Genomic DNA, 14,643 nt, shown 5'->3' on the forward strand with positions numbered 1-14,643 from the left:
GCGATAGACTAGTGGGCATGTCCGCACCGATTATTTCCCCTTCCATCTTGGCCGCTGATTTTTCTCGCTTGGGCGAGGAATTAGCGGCGATTGAAACCGCAGACTGGGTCCATGTGGACATTATGGACGGGCACTTCGTGCCCAACCTGTCCTTCGGCCCGGATATCACGGCAACGGTCCATCGGCTTACTAATAAACCATTGGATGTCCACCTCATGATCGAGGAACCCGAGCAATGGGTGGAGACCTATGCCAAGGCGGGTGCGCATACCATTATCTTCCACGTGGAGGCTGTCGCCGATGAGCAGGCGGCGGTGGATGTGGCGCAGAGCATTCGAGAACTAGGGGTGCGTGCTGCCTTTTCCATTAAGCCGGGTACGGCTATCGAACCGTGGCTGGATAAATTGCATCACTTTGATGAGGTGCTCGTGATGTCCGTGGAGCCTGGTTTTGGCGGGCAGAAATTCATGCCAGAGATGCTGGAAAAGGTCCGGGTGCTGCGCCAAAGCATTGATGAGCAGGGGCTCGACACCGTCATCGAGATTGATGGCGGAATTTCGCCAGACACCATCGCCCAAGCCGCCGCGGCTGGGTGCGATGCTTTTGTAGCTGGCTCGGCCGTATTCAAGGCAGAAGATCCCGCCGGGATCGTACATCAGCTGCGTGAATTGGCGGCTGGTGCCTAGTGGGCGCGGAGCTAGAGGAGAGTACCCTTTCCGCAGCGCTGTCTCGGGCAATGGCCGCGGGAGCTGAGGTGCGTGGAACCACGAGCCCCAACCCGCCGGTGGGCGCGGTCATCGTGTCCACTGCCGGTGACATCGTGGGCGTTGGTGCTACGCAGCCCGTGGGAGGCGCGCATGCCGAGGTCATGGCGTTGCGCGAGGCTGGCGATAGGGCGCGAGGAGCCACCGCCGTGGTCACCTTGGAGCCGTGTGCGCATACCGGTCGCACGGGTCCGTGCGCACAGGCGTTTATCGATGCCGGCGTGGCTCGCGTGTACTACCTTCATGCAGACCCCACTCCGCAGGCCGCCGGTGGAGCGCGCGTGTTGGCGGAGGCTGGGGTGGACGTCGCCAAGCTGGAAAAGCCCCCGCACGCCGATGATGCGCTCGTGCCTTGGCTCTTTGCCATGAAAGCACGCAGGCCGCACGTAACCTTAAAGTTCGCCCAGACGCTGGATGGCTTTACTGCCGCAGCGGATGGGTCAAGCCAGTGGATTACGGGCGAAGGGGCGCGCGATTGGGTGCATGCAGATAGGGCTCACCGCGACGCCATCATCGTCGGCACCGGCACTGCGCTTGCTGATAACCCGTCACTTACCGCGCGGTTTAGCGACGGCAGTTTGCGGGAACACCAGCCACGCCGGGTGGTAATTGGCAAGCGAGATTTGGAATCGGCAGGCGATGCGGCAAGCAACCTACGCGAGTTGGGATATGAGCACTACGACAGCATCGAGGAAGCGTTATACGAGCTCTACGCCAGCGGGGCACGCGACGTCCTTGTAGAAGGCGGCGCCGGACTCGCCAGTAGCTTCCTCAAGGCCGACTTGGTCGATGCTATCTCTGCCTATATTGCGCCCCTGTTGCTGGGGGAAGGCCGTGGCGTGCTCGCCCATCCCGTGACCCAGACTCTGGCGGGGGCCACCCGATTCCAGCGCGTGGGAATGAAGGCGCTGGGTGATGACGTTCTAATTGAATATGTGCGCTAGGCGCTCGGATTAGCAGATAACGAGAAAGGCTGGATGTGTTTACTGGGCTAGTACAAGAGTTGGGCACCGTAGCCGGTATGGAACCGCACGCGGACGCCTTGCGCTTGAGCATTCGCGCCCCGCGCACCGTCGCGGAGGCTGCACTGGGGGATTCCATTGCTATCGATGGCGTATGCCTCACCGTGGCGGATCTATCTGGAGATATATTTTGCGCAGATGTGATGCAGGAGTCCCTCGACCGGACAGCTTTGGGCCGCCTAGCTGAGGGCGATTCGGTCAATGTGGAACCGGCATTGCTGCCTACCACCCGGCTAGGCGGTCACATCATGCAAGGACACGTGGATGGCACCGCGACGCTGCAGAGCCGGACTACCTCCGAGAACTGGGATATCCTCCGGTTTAGCTTGCCCACCGAGCTTGCCCGGTACGTCGTAGAAAAAGGCTCAATTGCCGTTAGCGGCACCTCGCTGACTGTTAGCGCCGTGGGGCCGGACTGGTTCGAAGTATCCCTTATCCCCACCACTTTGCGGGACACTATTCACGGTGCATTGCCAGTTGGAGGAGAAGTCAACCTCGAGGTGGATGTGCTGGCCAAGTACGTAGAAAAGATGCTTCACCCCGAAGCGCTAACCCCTGAGGGCAAGGACTAGACTGCTACCTTATGAGCGCGAGTGATAATTGTATCCGTCTTGATTCCATTGAGCAGGCCATAGCGGATATCGCCGCTGGTAAGCCGGTAGTTGTTATCGATGACGAGGATCGCGAAAATGAAGGCGACCTGATTTTCGCCGCTGAGCTAGCCACCCCGGAACTGGTGGCCTTTATGGTGCGCTACTCTTCTGGATATATCTGCGCACCATTGTTGCCAGAAGATTGTAACCGCCTGAATCTACCGCCGATGTTGGCGGTCAACGAGGATGTGCGCGGCACCGCTTATACGGTGACGGTGGACGCAGCTACGGGTAGTACCGGTATTTCTGCGACCTCGCGGGCAGCAACTATTCGCCGGCTAGCAAACCCTGATACCACGCCGGGCGAATTCACCCGCCCGGGTCACGTGGTGCCGTTGTGCGCGCGCCCTGGTGGTGTTCTAGAGCGTGATGGCCATACGGAGGCTTCCATTGACCTTGCCCGATTGGCGGGCCTGCGCCCAGCCGGTGTGCTGTGTGAGATCGTTTCTGAGGATGACCCCACGGACATGGCACGGTCGCCAGAGCTGCGCCGCTTCGCAGATAAGCACGGCCTGTCCATGATCTCTATTGCACAGCTCATCGAGTGGCGCCGCCATAATGAGAACCAGGTCATTCGCCAGGTAAGCACCCAGCTTCCCACCGAGTATGGTCATTTCACCGCCATTGGCTATCGCCATGAAATAGATGGACAGGAGCATGTCGCGTTGGTGGCAGGCGATCCCGCCGAACTGCGCGGCGCGCGTGAGGTCATGGTGCGAGTCCATTCGGAATGCCTGACCGGTGATGCCTTCGGCTCGCGGCGCTGCGATTGCGGTCCGCAACTACATGAGTCCATGCGCCGTATCAGTCAGGAAGGCAACGGCGTGGTTATCTACTTGCGCGGTCAGGAAGGCCGTGGCATTGGTCTGTTGCATAAGTTGGAGGCATACCGGCTGCAGGATTCTGGCATGGACACCGTCGATGCCAACCTAGAACAGGGCCTGCCCGAAGACGCACGCGAGTATTCCGTAGCCGGCCAGATCCTGCGTGATCTTGGCATAGAGTCCGCGAACCTGCTGACTAATAACCCACATAAGGGCGAAGGCCTGAGCGGTTTTGGTGTGGATGCAGGTCATCACACCCCGCTAGCAACCCCGGCGCATGCGGATAATATTGAATATCTGCGTACGAAGCGCGACCGCATGGGCCACGATCTTCCGCAGGTTGCCCAGTGGGATGAGGCGCATAAGTAGATCTTTAGTAGCTCTGTGGAGATCACGCGAAAGGAAAGAAATGAGTAAAGAAGGCCTACCCGAAATTGCCCAGGTAGATGGCAGTGGACTGCGCGTTGCCGTGGTGACTGCGACATGGAACGTGGAGATCTGCGATCAGCTCCACGCCCAAGCGGTAGAGACCGCTACGGAAAATGGCGCCGAGGTTGCCGAGTACCGCGTAGTTGGCGCCTTGGAACTTGGCGTTGTTGTCCAGGCGGCCGCCCGCGCATACGATGCAGTGGTGGCATTGGGCTGCGTTATCCGTGGGGGAACGCCGCATTTTGACTACGTCTGTGACTCGGTTACCCAGGCGCTTACCCGCATCGCGCTCGATGAATCCACCCCGGTAGCGAACGGCGTCCTTACCGTCAATGACCAGCAGCAGGCCATTGATCGCGCCGGCTTTGCAGACTCGGCAGAAAACAAGGGCGCCGAGGCAATGATGGCGGCTTTAGATACCGCCCTGCAGTTGCGTAGACTAAACGCAGCAGATAAGTAACTTTTAGCAATGCGTCAGCGCCCCACGCTAGATCACCACGATGGACTGTGGGGTGTTCCAGAGGAGTATGCACATGAACGAGGCGCAGGCCCCAAAGAATCCGCAGCGAAGCCGGCAGCTTAGCGACGCCGAAGTATTGGCCTATACCAGTGCCGATCCCTTTGCCCAGACAACGTCTAAGCCGTGGGAGTTTAAGGCGACCTCGCCCTTTTTGCGTAAGGTGGCAATCGGCTGGGTGATCCTCGTTATGGCTATCCATATCTTCATGGGAATCACCTTGGATGTGTCTTTTACCGGCGCGCATGTCACCACCATTGATAAATTCGCCTTTCCCGGCGTGGGCCTCCTTATTTCCATTTTGTCTTGGGTTGCCCTTAACCGGCCGCGCCTGCGCGCCAATGAGGATGGGGTAGAGGTCCGCAATATTGTGGGTACCCGCTTTTATCCCTGGCAGGTGGTCTATGGGCTGTCCTTCCCCGTGGGCCAACGTATGGCGCGTCTTGAGCTTCCCGAGTTCGAGTTCGTTCCCGTCTGGGCTTTGCAGTCTGGTGACAAAGACACCGTCATCGACAACGTTCGCCGCTTCCGCGACGTGGAAGCTAAGTACATGCCACAGGATTAACAATTGGCTGACCCCACTACCTACCGCCCGGCTCCGGGAACCATTCCCACTGACCCGGGCGTCTATAAGTTCCGCGATGAAAACCGCCGCGTAATCTACGTGGGCAAAGCCAAGAATCTGCGCGCGAGACTATCGAACTATTTTCAGGACATTACTCAGCTGCACCCGCGCACACGCCAAATGGTGCTCACGGCCAATTCCGTGGAATGGACGGTAGTGGCCAGCGAGGTAGAAGCCTTGCAGTTGGAGTACACGTGGATCAAGCGCTTTGATCCCCACTTCAACGTCATGTACCGCGACGATAAAACCTATCCTATGCTCGCGGTTTCGGTCGGAGAAACAGTTCCTCGCGCCTTTTTCTACCGCGGCCCTCGCCGCAAAGGCGTGCGCTACTTCGGCCCGTATTCCCATGCTTGGGCCGTGCGTGAAAGCCTAGACCTGCTCACCCGCGTCTTTCCCATGCGCACCTGTTCCAAGGGCGTTTATAACAGGCACGAGCGCCTTGGGCGACCGTGTCTATTGGGCTATATCGGCAAATGCGATGCGCCCTGCATCGGCCGGGTAAGCAAGGAAGAACACCGGGATACCGTCAATGAACTCGTTTCATTCATGAATGGAAACACCGGTGCAGTCCGCCGCAAACTCACCCATGACATGGAGCAGGCCGCCGAGAATCTAGAGTTCGAACGCGCCGCACGCCTGCGCGATGACTTGGGCGCTATTGACAAGCTCATGGAGCAACAGGCCGTGGTCTTCACCGACGGTACAGATGCCGATCTCATTGCTTTTAACTCGGATGAACTCGAAGCAGCGGTACAGATTTTCCATGTGCGTGACGGACGCATTCGCGGGCAGCGCGGGTGGGTAGTAGAACGCGCCGGTGACCAAGCTAGCTCTGAGCCCTTGGAAGAAGGCCAGCCTGATCCCGCGCTGCCGGCATTGGTACAAAATTTCCTCATCCAGTTTTATTCGGATGCAGTGGAGCGCGAGAAGCAGGAGGCGCGCGAGGACGCCGCGCTTGCTGCGGACGTAAAACGGCGCGGGGTGGACCAGGAATCGCACATGAAGTCCCGCCGTGTCCAAGTCATCCCACGCCAAATTTTGGTGCAGGCCCTGCCGGATGAACCCGATCAGGTCGTCGCCCTCTTAGAGGAACTGCGCGGTGCCCAGGTGGACCTGCGCGTTCCCCAGCGCGGCGATAAAAAACAGCTCATGGCCACGGTGGAGAAAAACGCCAAGGAGCAGTTGCGCCAGCACAAGCTCAAGCGGGTGGGAGACCTCACCGCCCGGTCGGCGGCTTTGCAAGATATTCAAGAGGCTTTGGGCATGGAGCAAGCCCCATTGCGCATCGAATGTACCGATATCTCCCATATTCAGGGCACAGATGTGGTTGCTTCTTTGGTGGTTTTTGAAGATGGCTTGCCCAAAAAGTCGGACTATAGGCGCTACCGCATTAAAGAGGCAGCGGGCGATGGCCGCTCTGATGACGTCGGATCTATCGCAGAAGTCACTCGCCGTCGGTTTAAGCGTTATAAGGAAGACAAGCTGGCCCAACCGGATGAGGAAGTAGAAGAGTCTTCTTTCGCGGAAGAAAAAGTGGCGGAAGAATCTGCCGAGGCAGGCCGACGCTTTGCGTATCCACCGCAGCTTTTCATTGTGGATGGCGGCGCACCCCAGGTTGCCGCAGCTCAAGAGGTATTCGATGAGTTGGGCATTGTGGATGTGACCTTGGTGGGCCTGGCCAAGCGCCTCGAGGAAATTTGGGTTCCCGGTGATGATGAGCCGGTCATTTTGCCGCGAAACTCGCAAGCTCTTTTTCTCCTGCAGCAAATTCGCGATGAAGCGCACCGCTTTGCCATCACTTATCATCGGCAACAGCGCTCTAAGCGAATGCGCTCTTCAGTACTCGACTCCGTTCCGGGCCTAGGTCCGCAGCGGCGCACCGATCTGGTGAAGTATTTTGGCTCGGTGAAAAAGCTCAAGGCCGCCACGGTGGAAGAGATCTGTGAGGTAGATGGCTTTGGGCCAAAGCTAGCCCAGACCGTGTACGAGAATTTGCACGATTCTACGGGTAAATAAGGGGCATTCTCCTAGGAGCGGCGAATCTTAAAGCGCTAGACTGAGGGGCATGACGCATTTCGAAACTCCACCCATTTTGATAACCGGCATGTCCGGCGGCGGGTTGAGTTCCGCTGCCAAAGTATTTGAGGATAAGGGCTACTATGTGGCCCATAATATTCCGCCTCGCGCCATTGTGGATCTGCTTAAGCTGTGCAACCAGGAAGAAACTCCGGTGGGCAAGGTTGCTGCCGTAACGGATGTGCGCTCGCGCATGTTTCCAGGGTCTCTGCTAGAGATTATGGAAGAGCTCACAGAATTGCATATGAAGCCCACTGTGCTCTTTTTGGATGCGCGTGATGATGTGCTCATTCGTCGTTTTGATTCAGTACGGCGCACCCACCCATTGCAGGAGGGCGACACCCTCAAGGTAGGCATTCAACGCGAGCGTCAAGCAGTAGCAGACGTGCGAGCTCATGCAGACATCATTATTGACACCACCAACCTATCCATTCATGATCTCCGGCGTGCTATTGAGGCGGCGTTTGGTGAGATGCAAAATGAAAAGCAGCATGTGACCGTTGAATCCTTTGGTTTTAAAAATGGTTCACCCCGCGATGCAGACTTGGTGGTTGATGTGCGTTTCCTACCCAATCCCTATTGGGTACCAGAGCTGCGTAGATACCGTGGCACGGATGAGCCGGTTGCTCAGTATGTGCTCTCACAGCCAGCGGCACAGGAATTCGTGGATAATTTCATAAGGATGTTTTCCACCATGCTGGATGGTTACCGGCACGAAGGGAAGAATTTCATAACTTTAGGCGTGGGCTGTACGGGTGGCCATCACCGCTCCGTTGCCGTAGCAGAGGCTATTGCGGCACGGTTGCGGGACAATGACATTTTGGACGTCAGCACCTTGCACAGGGATATTGCTCGAGGCTAGAGCGCAGGAGTTTTAACGCTTTTATGACCAATCCTTCACACATGGTCTGCCTAGGAGGCGGCCATGGACTTTATCAGACTCTTTTGTCCGCCCGATTGAGCGGAGCAGGCGACATTTCCGCCATTGTTACTGTTGCAGATGATGGTGGCTCCTCCGGCCGATTGCGCCGCGAGCTAGAAATAATCCCGCCTGGAGATCTGCGCATGGCGCTAGCTGCGTTGGCTAATAGTGATCCGGTGGGTGACCTCTGGGCGCGTACCTTGCAGCACCGTTTTAGAGGCACCGGTGCAATGGCGGGGCATGCGGTGGGCAATCTAATGATTGCAGGGTTGACCGAGGTGCTCGGTGATTACCAGGCCGCGTTAGATACCATCGCAGAGCTTACTAATTCCCAGGGCCGGGTATTCCCTGTGGTCAACCAAGCCTTAGAGATTGAGGCGGAAGTAGCCGGGCTTGACGACGACCCCCGTGTCATGCGCCAAGTCCGGGGGCAGGTCGCGGTTGCCTCCACACCGGGGCAAGTCCGGCGTGTGCGCATCGTGCCGGAAAACCCCAAAGCAAATCCGGATGTCCTCGATGCCATTGAGCGCGCGGACCTAATTACTATTGGCCCGGGTTCTTGGTTTAGTTCGGTATTGCCACATACTCTCGTGCCTGAGGTCGTGGAAGCCATTTCTGCGTCTGATGCGCTGCGCGTAGTTGTTTTAAACCTTTCCGCCGAGCCGGGCGAAACGCATGGTTTTTCTGCAGAGCGCCATTTGCATGTGCTTTCTCAGCACGCTCCGGATTTGCGCATTGATCGCATTCTGGTGGACGGGACGGCTTTGCCTACTGATAGTGAGCGCGTGTATATCCAGCGCGCCGCCCAGTCCCTTGGTGCCCGTGCCACGTTCGCGGATGTGAGCGAAGTTGATGACAATGGTCGGAGCATCAATAAACACGATCCGGAGAAGCTGTCTGCGGCACTCCTCGACCTGTATTCGGACTATCGCAACACTGGCGATCCCAACCGGAGCTGATACATCTCGGCAAAGTCCCATCGCTCGCGTCGTTCGGGTTCGGCCGACTGCGCGGTGCCTGAGCGCGCGCGGTATGATGGCAGAAATCCTTTCACCGCACCGGGCCTTGCATAGTGGCCCTGGCCTGTGCGTATATCTTGTGACTGTGAGAAAAGAAATGGGGCGAACTAGGTGACCACACCATTGACCGACCAGGTCAAAGAAGAATTGACGGCTGTCGTTGTGCCACGCCAGTCCGCTCGCGCTGCCGAACTAGCCGCGATGCTGCGATTCGCCGGCGAGCTAGATATTTCCGGCGACAACATGGCCTATGAGTTGGAATTAGAAAGCCACGCTATTGCGCGGCGCGTGATCGCTGCACTCGATGAGCTTTATGGGATTTCCGCTGATAGTCACGTAGCGGGCCCAGCAGGAACCACGAAGAAATCCCGAGTTACGGTGCGCATTTCCACCGGGGCGAAGGAACTTACGCGCCGTCTCGGCCTTATTACCCGCTCCGGCCATGCGGTAGTGGGGCTTCCTCCGCAGGTTATTTCCGGCACCGTCGCTGATAGCGAAGCAGCGTGGCGCGGAGCCTTCCTAGCCCATGGCAGCCTCACGGAGCCGGGTCGTTCTTCTGCGCTTGAAGTTACGTGCCCGTGCCAGGAGGCGGCATTGGCCCTAGTGGGTTGCGCCCGCCGCTTGGGCATTTCTGCCAAAACTAAGGAGACCCGCGGGGAAGACCGCGTCGTTGTCCGCGATGGCGATGCCATTGGGGCACTGTTGACCCGTATGGGCGCGCAAGAAACGCGATTAAGCTGGGAAAAGAAGCGCGTCAAGCGAGAGGCGCACGATACGTCCCGGCGCTTGGACAATTTCGATGATGCAAATCTCCGTCGCTCGGCTCGTGCTGCAGTCACCGCGGCGGCCCGCGTTGACCGAGCGATGGAGATCCTTGGTGATGACGTCCCCGAGCACCTTGCTGATGCAGGACGCCTGCGCGTGCAGCACCGTGAGGCCTCGCTGGAAGAATTGGGCCGCTTGGCTGAGCCTCCCATGACTAAAGATGCGGTAGCCGGGCGTATTCGCCGCTTGCTTTCTATGGCCGATAAGCGAGCGGAAGAGCTTGATATCCCCGATACTAACCAAGCGATCACCGACGACCTCTTCAAAGAGTCCTAAACGCCGCAATCACCGGCACATACACAACTCCCCGCAGCGCGGATACCTGAGCGGTAGCCGTCACTGTGGGGAGTTTTCTCTGTGATAGCTAGCTGGTGGGGAAACCAGCTAGCCAGGGAGAGCTAGATGCCTAGGGAACGAGGAATCCTAGGGCGTTGGTCATCAAGAATACGATGATGCACACAACGGCCAAGAAGACCACGGAGTAGCCCACTACGTTTTTCAGGATGACAGACTCCTTGCCTTCCATCTTTACAGCGGTGGCCGCAATAGCGAGGGACTGCGGGGAAATCATCTTGCCCACAACGCCGCCTGCGGTATTAGCGGCCAGCATGAGGTCCGGGTTCACGCTGATACGCTCGGCCGCTGCTACCTGCAGGTTGGCGAAGAGGGCATTGGCGGAGGTATCGGAGCCGGTGACCGCGGTACCAATCCAGCCCAGTACCGGAGCGAAGAGTGCGAAGATGCCGCCCGCAGAAGAGACGAACTCACCAATAGCAATCGTTTGGCCGGAGTAGTTCATCGTATAAGCCAATGCCAGCACCAGAATGATGGTGAGGGCCGAGAACTTCATGCGGCTGGCGACGTCCCCAAAAGCGCTGACCGGCTGCCCGAAGCTGAGACTGTAGCGGCCATTTTCATTAAAGAAGTGGTAGACAACCGCAACGATAATGCCCGAGAGCAGCAGGAGCGTACCTGGGTTACCAAAGACATTGAAGCTGAAGCTAGTGTCCATAAGGTTGCCGTCGGCGTCGATAATCGCGTCATCCAGCAAAGGCCAAGCAAAGTGGAGCTTGAGGAAACCAAAGATGGCTGGGGCCGCAGTAGCAACAGCAAAAACAATAGTTACTACAGCGTAGGGAAGTAGCGCCATCCAAATGCGGCGACCATTCAGGTCAGTGGTCGACTCAGCGGCGGGCAGCTCGAGGCGCTCGCGCAGCTCCTTAACACCCTTAGGCTTCCACACTCGGAGGAAGGCAAAGGCACAGCCCAGGGAAACGATGCAGGCGATAACATTGGTGAGCTGGTAAGCAAAGAACGTTGCGGCCAGCCACTGTGCCAAGGCAAAGGAAACGCCAATCACTGCGGCTGCCGGCGCAGTTTCCTTGACGCCGCGGACACCGTCCAAAATAAAGGCGATCAAGAAAGGCACGACGGCGGCGATGATGAGCACCTGCAAAGAGATAAGTGCGGCAATATCATGGGTTTGTTCAGCGCTGCGTCCAGCGACCTCGCCAGCGGTGGTCACTGGGATGCCCACCGCGCCGAAAGCAACCGGGGCCGTATTAGCAATGAGCACTACGATTGCTGCGCGTAGGGGCTTTACACCGAGTGCCATAATCATGGTCGCGGTAATGGCTACGGGTGCGCCGAAGCCGGCGAGGGCCTCTAGCAAGCCGCCAAAGCAAAAGGCGATAAGAATTGCTTGGATGCGAATATCGCCATCGCCTAGAAGGTCGAAGGTTTTACGAAGGTCCTCGAAGCGTCCTGAAGCGACGGTGATTTCATAAAACCAGATTGCGGTAATGATTACCCAGACAATGGGAAGTAGTCCGAAAAGGCCGCCGCGCACGGCGGAGGACAAGGCCATATCTACCGGCATAGAAAAGCCGACGATGGCGATAAGAAGGGATACTGCGAGGGCGACGGCGCCAGAAGTGTGTGCGCGCGCTTTGACGCCGAGCAGCATGATAAAGAATGCGATGAGAGGGAGAATCGCCACCAGGGCGGTAAGCCCGAGGCTGTCACCCACAGCAGAGGTATTAATTTCGAACAAGAGACGTCCTTGGGTTCTACGGTGGTCCTGCCCGTTGAAGAATAACGAGCACCTGAAGCATTCTCACGGTGACCAACGATTGCGCTGGAACAGATGTAGTGGACTGAAACGCGAATGTGAGCCAGTGAGTATTGAAAGCATATCGTGTGATGGTCGAGGCGAAAACAATTCGGTCGACTTGGTTGCCATCAGGACTGAGGCTCGGAAATGTCCGACCGGACAGAGGCGGGCGTAACCCTGGAAGCTATACAGTGATATATTTCACGTTAACAGCGTCAAGGCCACATAAACCCACGCGTTCGGGCGTATCCAGCGGGTTTATGGCGGAGAAATAAAAAGGATCGGCAAAGTGTACGCTCTTTTGGATAATCTGTCATCCGATAGTTCTCAAGGCTGCTAGGGCACTGCACTGTTAAAAAACGCTCGGTAGTATCGGCACTGTAAGGGAAAACGCTCGGGCGCTTCTCAAGCACCGAATATATCGAAGGGCCCGCGCACATACCCATACGCACATTTACTCGACTCTTTGAGGAGAAATACAGTGACTATCCGCGTAGGTATCAATGGCTTTGGCCGTATCGGCCGCAACTTTTTCCGTGCAGTCGCTCAGGGCGACAACAACCTCGAAGTTGTTGCAGTAAACGACCTGACCGATAACGGTACGCTGGCTAATCTGCTCAAGTACGACTCCGTACTGGGCCGCTTCGATGGCGAGATTACCCATGATGATGAATCCATTACCGTTAATGGTCACCGCATCGTGGTCACCGCGGAGAAGGACCCGAAGCAGCTCAAGTGGGGCGAATACGACGTAGACCTCGTGATCGAGTCCACCGGCCGTTTCACCAATGGCAATGACGCCAAGGCTCACCTCGAGGCTGGTGCTAAGAAGGTCATCATCTCTGCTCCGGGCAAGGAAGTAGACGCAACCTTCGTCTATGGCGTTAACTCTGACACCTACGATCCGGCAAACCACAATGTTATTTCCGCAGCATCCTGCACCACCAACTGCCTGGCGCCGATGGCAAAGGTCCTCAATGACAAGTTCGGCATCGAAAAGGGCTTGATGACCACCGTCCACGCCTACACCGGCGACCAGCGCATCCAAGACGCACCGCACAAGGATCCGCGCCGCGCCCGCGCCGCTGCTGTAAATATGGTGCCTACCTCCACCGGCGCAGCTAAGGCTGTCTCCCTGGTACTGCCTGAGCTGGAAGGCAAGCTGGATGGCTACGCCATGCGTGTTCCAGTTATCACCGGCTCCGCTACCGACCTGACGTTTACCGCTTCCCGCGACGTAACCGTTGAAGAGATTAACGCCGCCCTGAAGGAAGCTGCTGAAGGCGAGCTCAAGGACACCCTCGCTTATACCGAGGACCCGCTGGTTTCCACCGATATCGTAACCTCCCCGCACGGCTGCATTTTTGACTCCGGCATGACCAAGGTCTCCAACGGCAACCTTGTTAAGGTTCTGGGCTGGTACGACAATGAGTGGGGATACACCTCCCAGCTTGTACGTATGACTAGCCTGGTGGCAGACAAGCTCTAAACTTAGAGCTTTAATAATGAGAGTCCGGCCCCGATGCAAGCCTAAACGGCATTGTGTCGCGGTCGGTATTCTTATATCTACAGCCTTGTGAACAATCCGAATTTAAGAAGGAGAAAATAATGGCTTTCCAGACTCTGGATGATCTTCTCAAGGAAGGCGTCGAATCTCGTCACGTCCTTGTTCGTTCTGATTTCAATGTTCCCCTTGATGAAGAAGGAAACATTACTGACCCGGGTCGCATTAACGCTTCTCTTCCCACCATCAAGGCTTTGGCGGAAGGCGGCGCTAAGGTCATTCTGTCCGCGCACCTTGGCCGCCCCAAGGGAGAGGTAAACCCTAAGTACTCCTTGGCCCCAGTCGCTGAAGCTCTGTCCGAGGCTCTTGGCCAGTACGTTGCCTTGGCCGGCGATGTCACTGGCGAGGACGCTCATGAGCGTGCGAACGGGCTCAACGATGGCGATGTCATGTTGGTGGAAAATGTCCGCTTCGACCCTCGCGAGACCTCCAAGGATGAAGCGGAGCGCGGCGCATTTGCTGATGAGCTCGTTGCTTTGGCAGCCGATAATGGCGCTTTCGTCTCCGATGGCTTTGGCGTTGTCCACCGTGCCCAGGCATCTGTGTATGACGTCGCAAAGCGCCTGCCGGCTTACGCAGGCAAGCTCGTAGAAAAGGAACTCTCCGTCCTTTCCACCGTGGCCCAGAAGCCGGAGCACCCATACGTAGTAGTACTTGGCGGCGCCAAGGTCTCGGATAAGCTCGGCGTAATTGAGGCGTTAGCAGATAAGGCAGACAAGGTCATTATCGGTGGCGGCATGTGCTACACCCTTCTGGCCGCCAAGGGCTACAACGTCCAGGAGTCCCTCCTGCAAGAAGACCAGATTGATAACTGCAAGGAGCTGCTCGAACGCTTCGGTGACAAGCTGGTCCTTCCTGTGGATCTCATTGCCGCAAGCAAGTTCGCAGCGGATGCGGAACACCAGGTTGTCGAGCTCGACGGCATCCCAGAGGGCTGGATGTCCCTAGACATCGGGCCAAAGTCTGTGGAGCACTTCGCAGAGGTGCTTGCTTCTTCCAAGACCGTCTTCTGGAACGGTCCGATGGGTGTCTTCGAAATGGAGGCCTTCTCCAAGGGTACTGCGGGCGTCGCGCAGGCTATTATCGACGCCACCGAAAACAACGGCTCCTTCTCGGTTGTCGGTGGCGGCGATTCCGCGGCCTCCGTGCGCATGCTCGGCCTGGACGAGGATGGCTTTAGCCACATCTCCACCGGTGGCGGCGCCTCCCTTGAGTACCTAGAGGGCAAGGAGCTTCCGGGCGTCTCCGTCCTTGAAGCCTAAAATCTGCTGAGTCACTTGCTAAAAG

13 protein-coding genes are annotated in these 14,643 nt (G+C 57.4%); 12 read left to right on the forward strand and 1 reads right to left on the reverse strand.

The annotated features are described in order from the left end of the window. Positions 1–17: 17 nt before the first annotated feature. From rpe to whiA, 10 genes are all read left to right on the forward strand, one after another. Positions 18–686: a ribulose-phosphate 3-epimerase gene (gene rpe / locus MHK04_RS01720; RefSeq protein WP_034655367.1), complete on the forward strand. Its 669-nt coding sequence runs from the start codon at positions 18–20 to the stop codon at positions 684–686. Further along, positions 686–1,708 (forward strand): bifunctional diaminohydroxyphosphoribosylaminopyrimidine deaminase/5-amino-6-(5-phosphoribosylamino)uracil reductase RibD, encoded by a 1,023-nt coding sequence (gene ribD, locus MHK04_RS01725; RefSeq protein ID WP_239207662.1) that lies wholly within the window; start codon positions 686–688, stop codon positions 1,706–1,708. The genes rpe and ribD overlap by 1 nt, the downstream gene beginning before the upstream one ends. 35 nt (positions 1,709–1,743) lie before the next feature. After that, positions 1,744–2,358 carry a riboflavin synthase gene (locus MHK04_RS01730; RefSeq protein WP_239207663.1) on the forward strand — a complete coding sequence of 205 codons (615 nt, stop codon included), beginning with the start codon at positions 1,744–1,746 and terminating at the stop codon, positions 2,356–2,358. Positions 2,359–2,369: 11 nt separating this feature from the next. Beyond that, a complete protein-coding gene (locus tag MHK04_RS01735) occupies positions 2,370–3,632 on the forward strand; it encodes a bifunctional 3,4-dihydroxy-2-butanone-4-phosphate synthase/GTP cyclohydrolase II (protein WP_023021488.1) in 1,263 nt (420 codons plus the stop codon). Between the two features lie 40 nt (positions 3,633–3,672). Beyond that, positions 3,673–4,152: a 6,7-dimethyl-8-ribityllumazine synthase gene (gene ribH / locus MHK04_RS01740; protein ID WP_239207664.1), complete on the forward strand. Its 480-nt coding sequence runs from the start codon at positions 3,673–3,675 to the stop codon at positions 4,150–4,152. Between the two features lie 73 nt (positions 4,153–4,225). Next, the gene (locus MHK04_RS01745; protein WP_023021490.1) at positions 4,226–4,774 is read left to right on the forward strand and encodes a PH domain-containing protein; all 549 of its coding nucleotides are present in this window, start codon (positions 4,226–4,228) and stop codon (positions 4,772–4,774) included. A 3-nt stretch (positions 4,775–4,777) separates the two neighbouring features. Then, entirely contained in the window at positions 4,778–6,853 is a 2,076-nt protein-coding gene (uvrC, locus tag MHK04_RS01750; protein WP_023021491.1) for an excinuclease ABC subunit UvrC, read from the forward strand. A 40-nt stretch (positions 6,854–6,893) separates the two neighbouring features. Continuing rightward, a complete protein-coding gene (rapZ, locus tag MHK04_RS01755; protein WP_198010471.1) occupies positions 6,894–7,775 on the forward strand; it encodes an RNase adapter RapZ in 882 nt (293 codons plus the stop codon). Positions 7,776–7,798: 23 nt separating this feature from the next. Next, positions 7,799–8,794 (forward strand): gluconeogenesis factor YvcK family protein, encoded by a 996-nt coding sequence (locus MHK04_RS01760; RefSeq protein ID WP_239207665.1) that lies wholly within the window; start codon positions 7,799–7,801, stop codon positions 8,792–8,794. 171 nt (positions 8,795–8,965) lie between these two features. After that, positions 8,966–9,955 (forward strand): DNA-binding protein WhiA, encoded by a 990-nt coding sequence (gene whiA, locus MHK04_RS01765; RefSeq protein WP_023021494.1) that lies wholly within the window; start codon positions 8,966–8,968, stop codon positions 9,953–9,955. 130 nt (positions 9,956–10,085) lie between these two features. Here whiA and MHK04_RS01770 read toward each other — a convergent pair whose 3' ends face one another. Further along, positions 10,086–11,732: an L-lactate permease gene (locus MHK04_RS01770; protein WP_200287483.1), complete on the reverse strand. Its 1,647-nt coding sequence runs from the start codon at positions 11,730–11,732 to the stop codon at positions 10,086–10,088. 541 nt (positions 11,733–12,273) lie between these two features. Between MHK04_RS01770 and gap the strand changes: the two genes are divergently transcribed. Both gap and MHK04_RS01780 read left to right on the forward strand, forming a co-directional pair. Then, a complete protein-coding gene (gene gap / locus MHK04_RS01775) occupies positions 12,274–13,281 on the forward strand; it encodes a type I glyceraldehyde-3-phosphate dehydrogenase (RefSeq protein WP_239207666.1) in 1,008 nt (335 codons plus the stop codon). Between the two features lie 119 nt (positions 13,282–13,400). After that, positions 13,401–14,618, forward strand: coding sequence for a phosphoglycerate kinase (locus tag MHK04_RS01780; protein ID WP_239207667.1), 1,218 nt, complete (start codon positions 13,401–13,403; stop codon positions 14,616–14,618). Positions 14,619–14,643: the final 25 nt, after the last annotated feature.

The organism is Corynebacterium nasorum, from assembly GCF_022345765.1.
Lineage (GTDB): Bacteria > Actinomycetota > Actinomycetes > Mycobacteriales > Mycobacteriaceae > Corynebacterium > Corynebacterium kefirresidentii.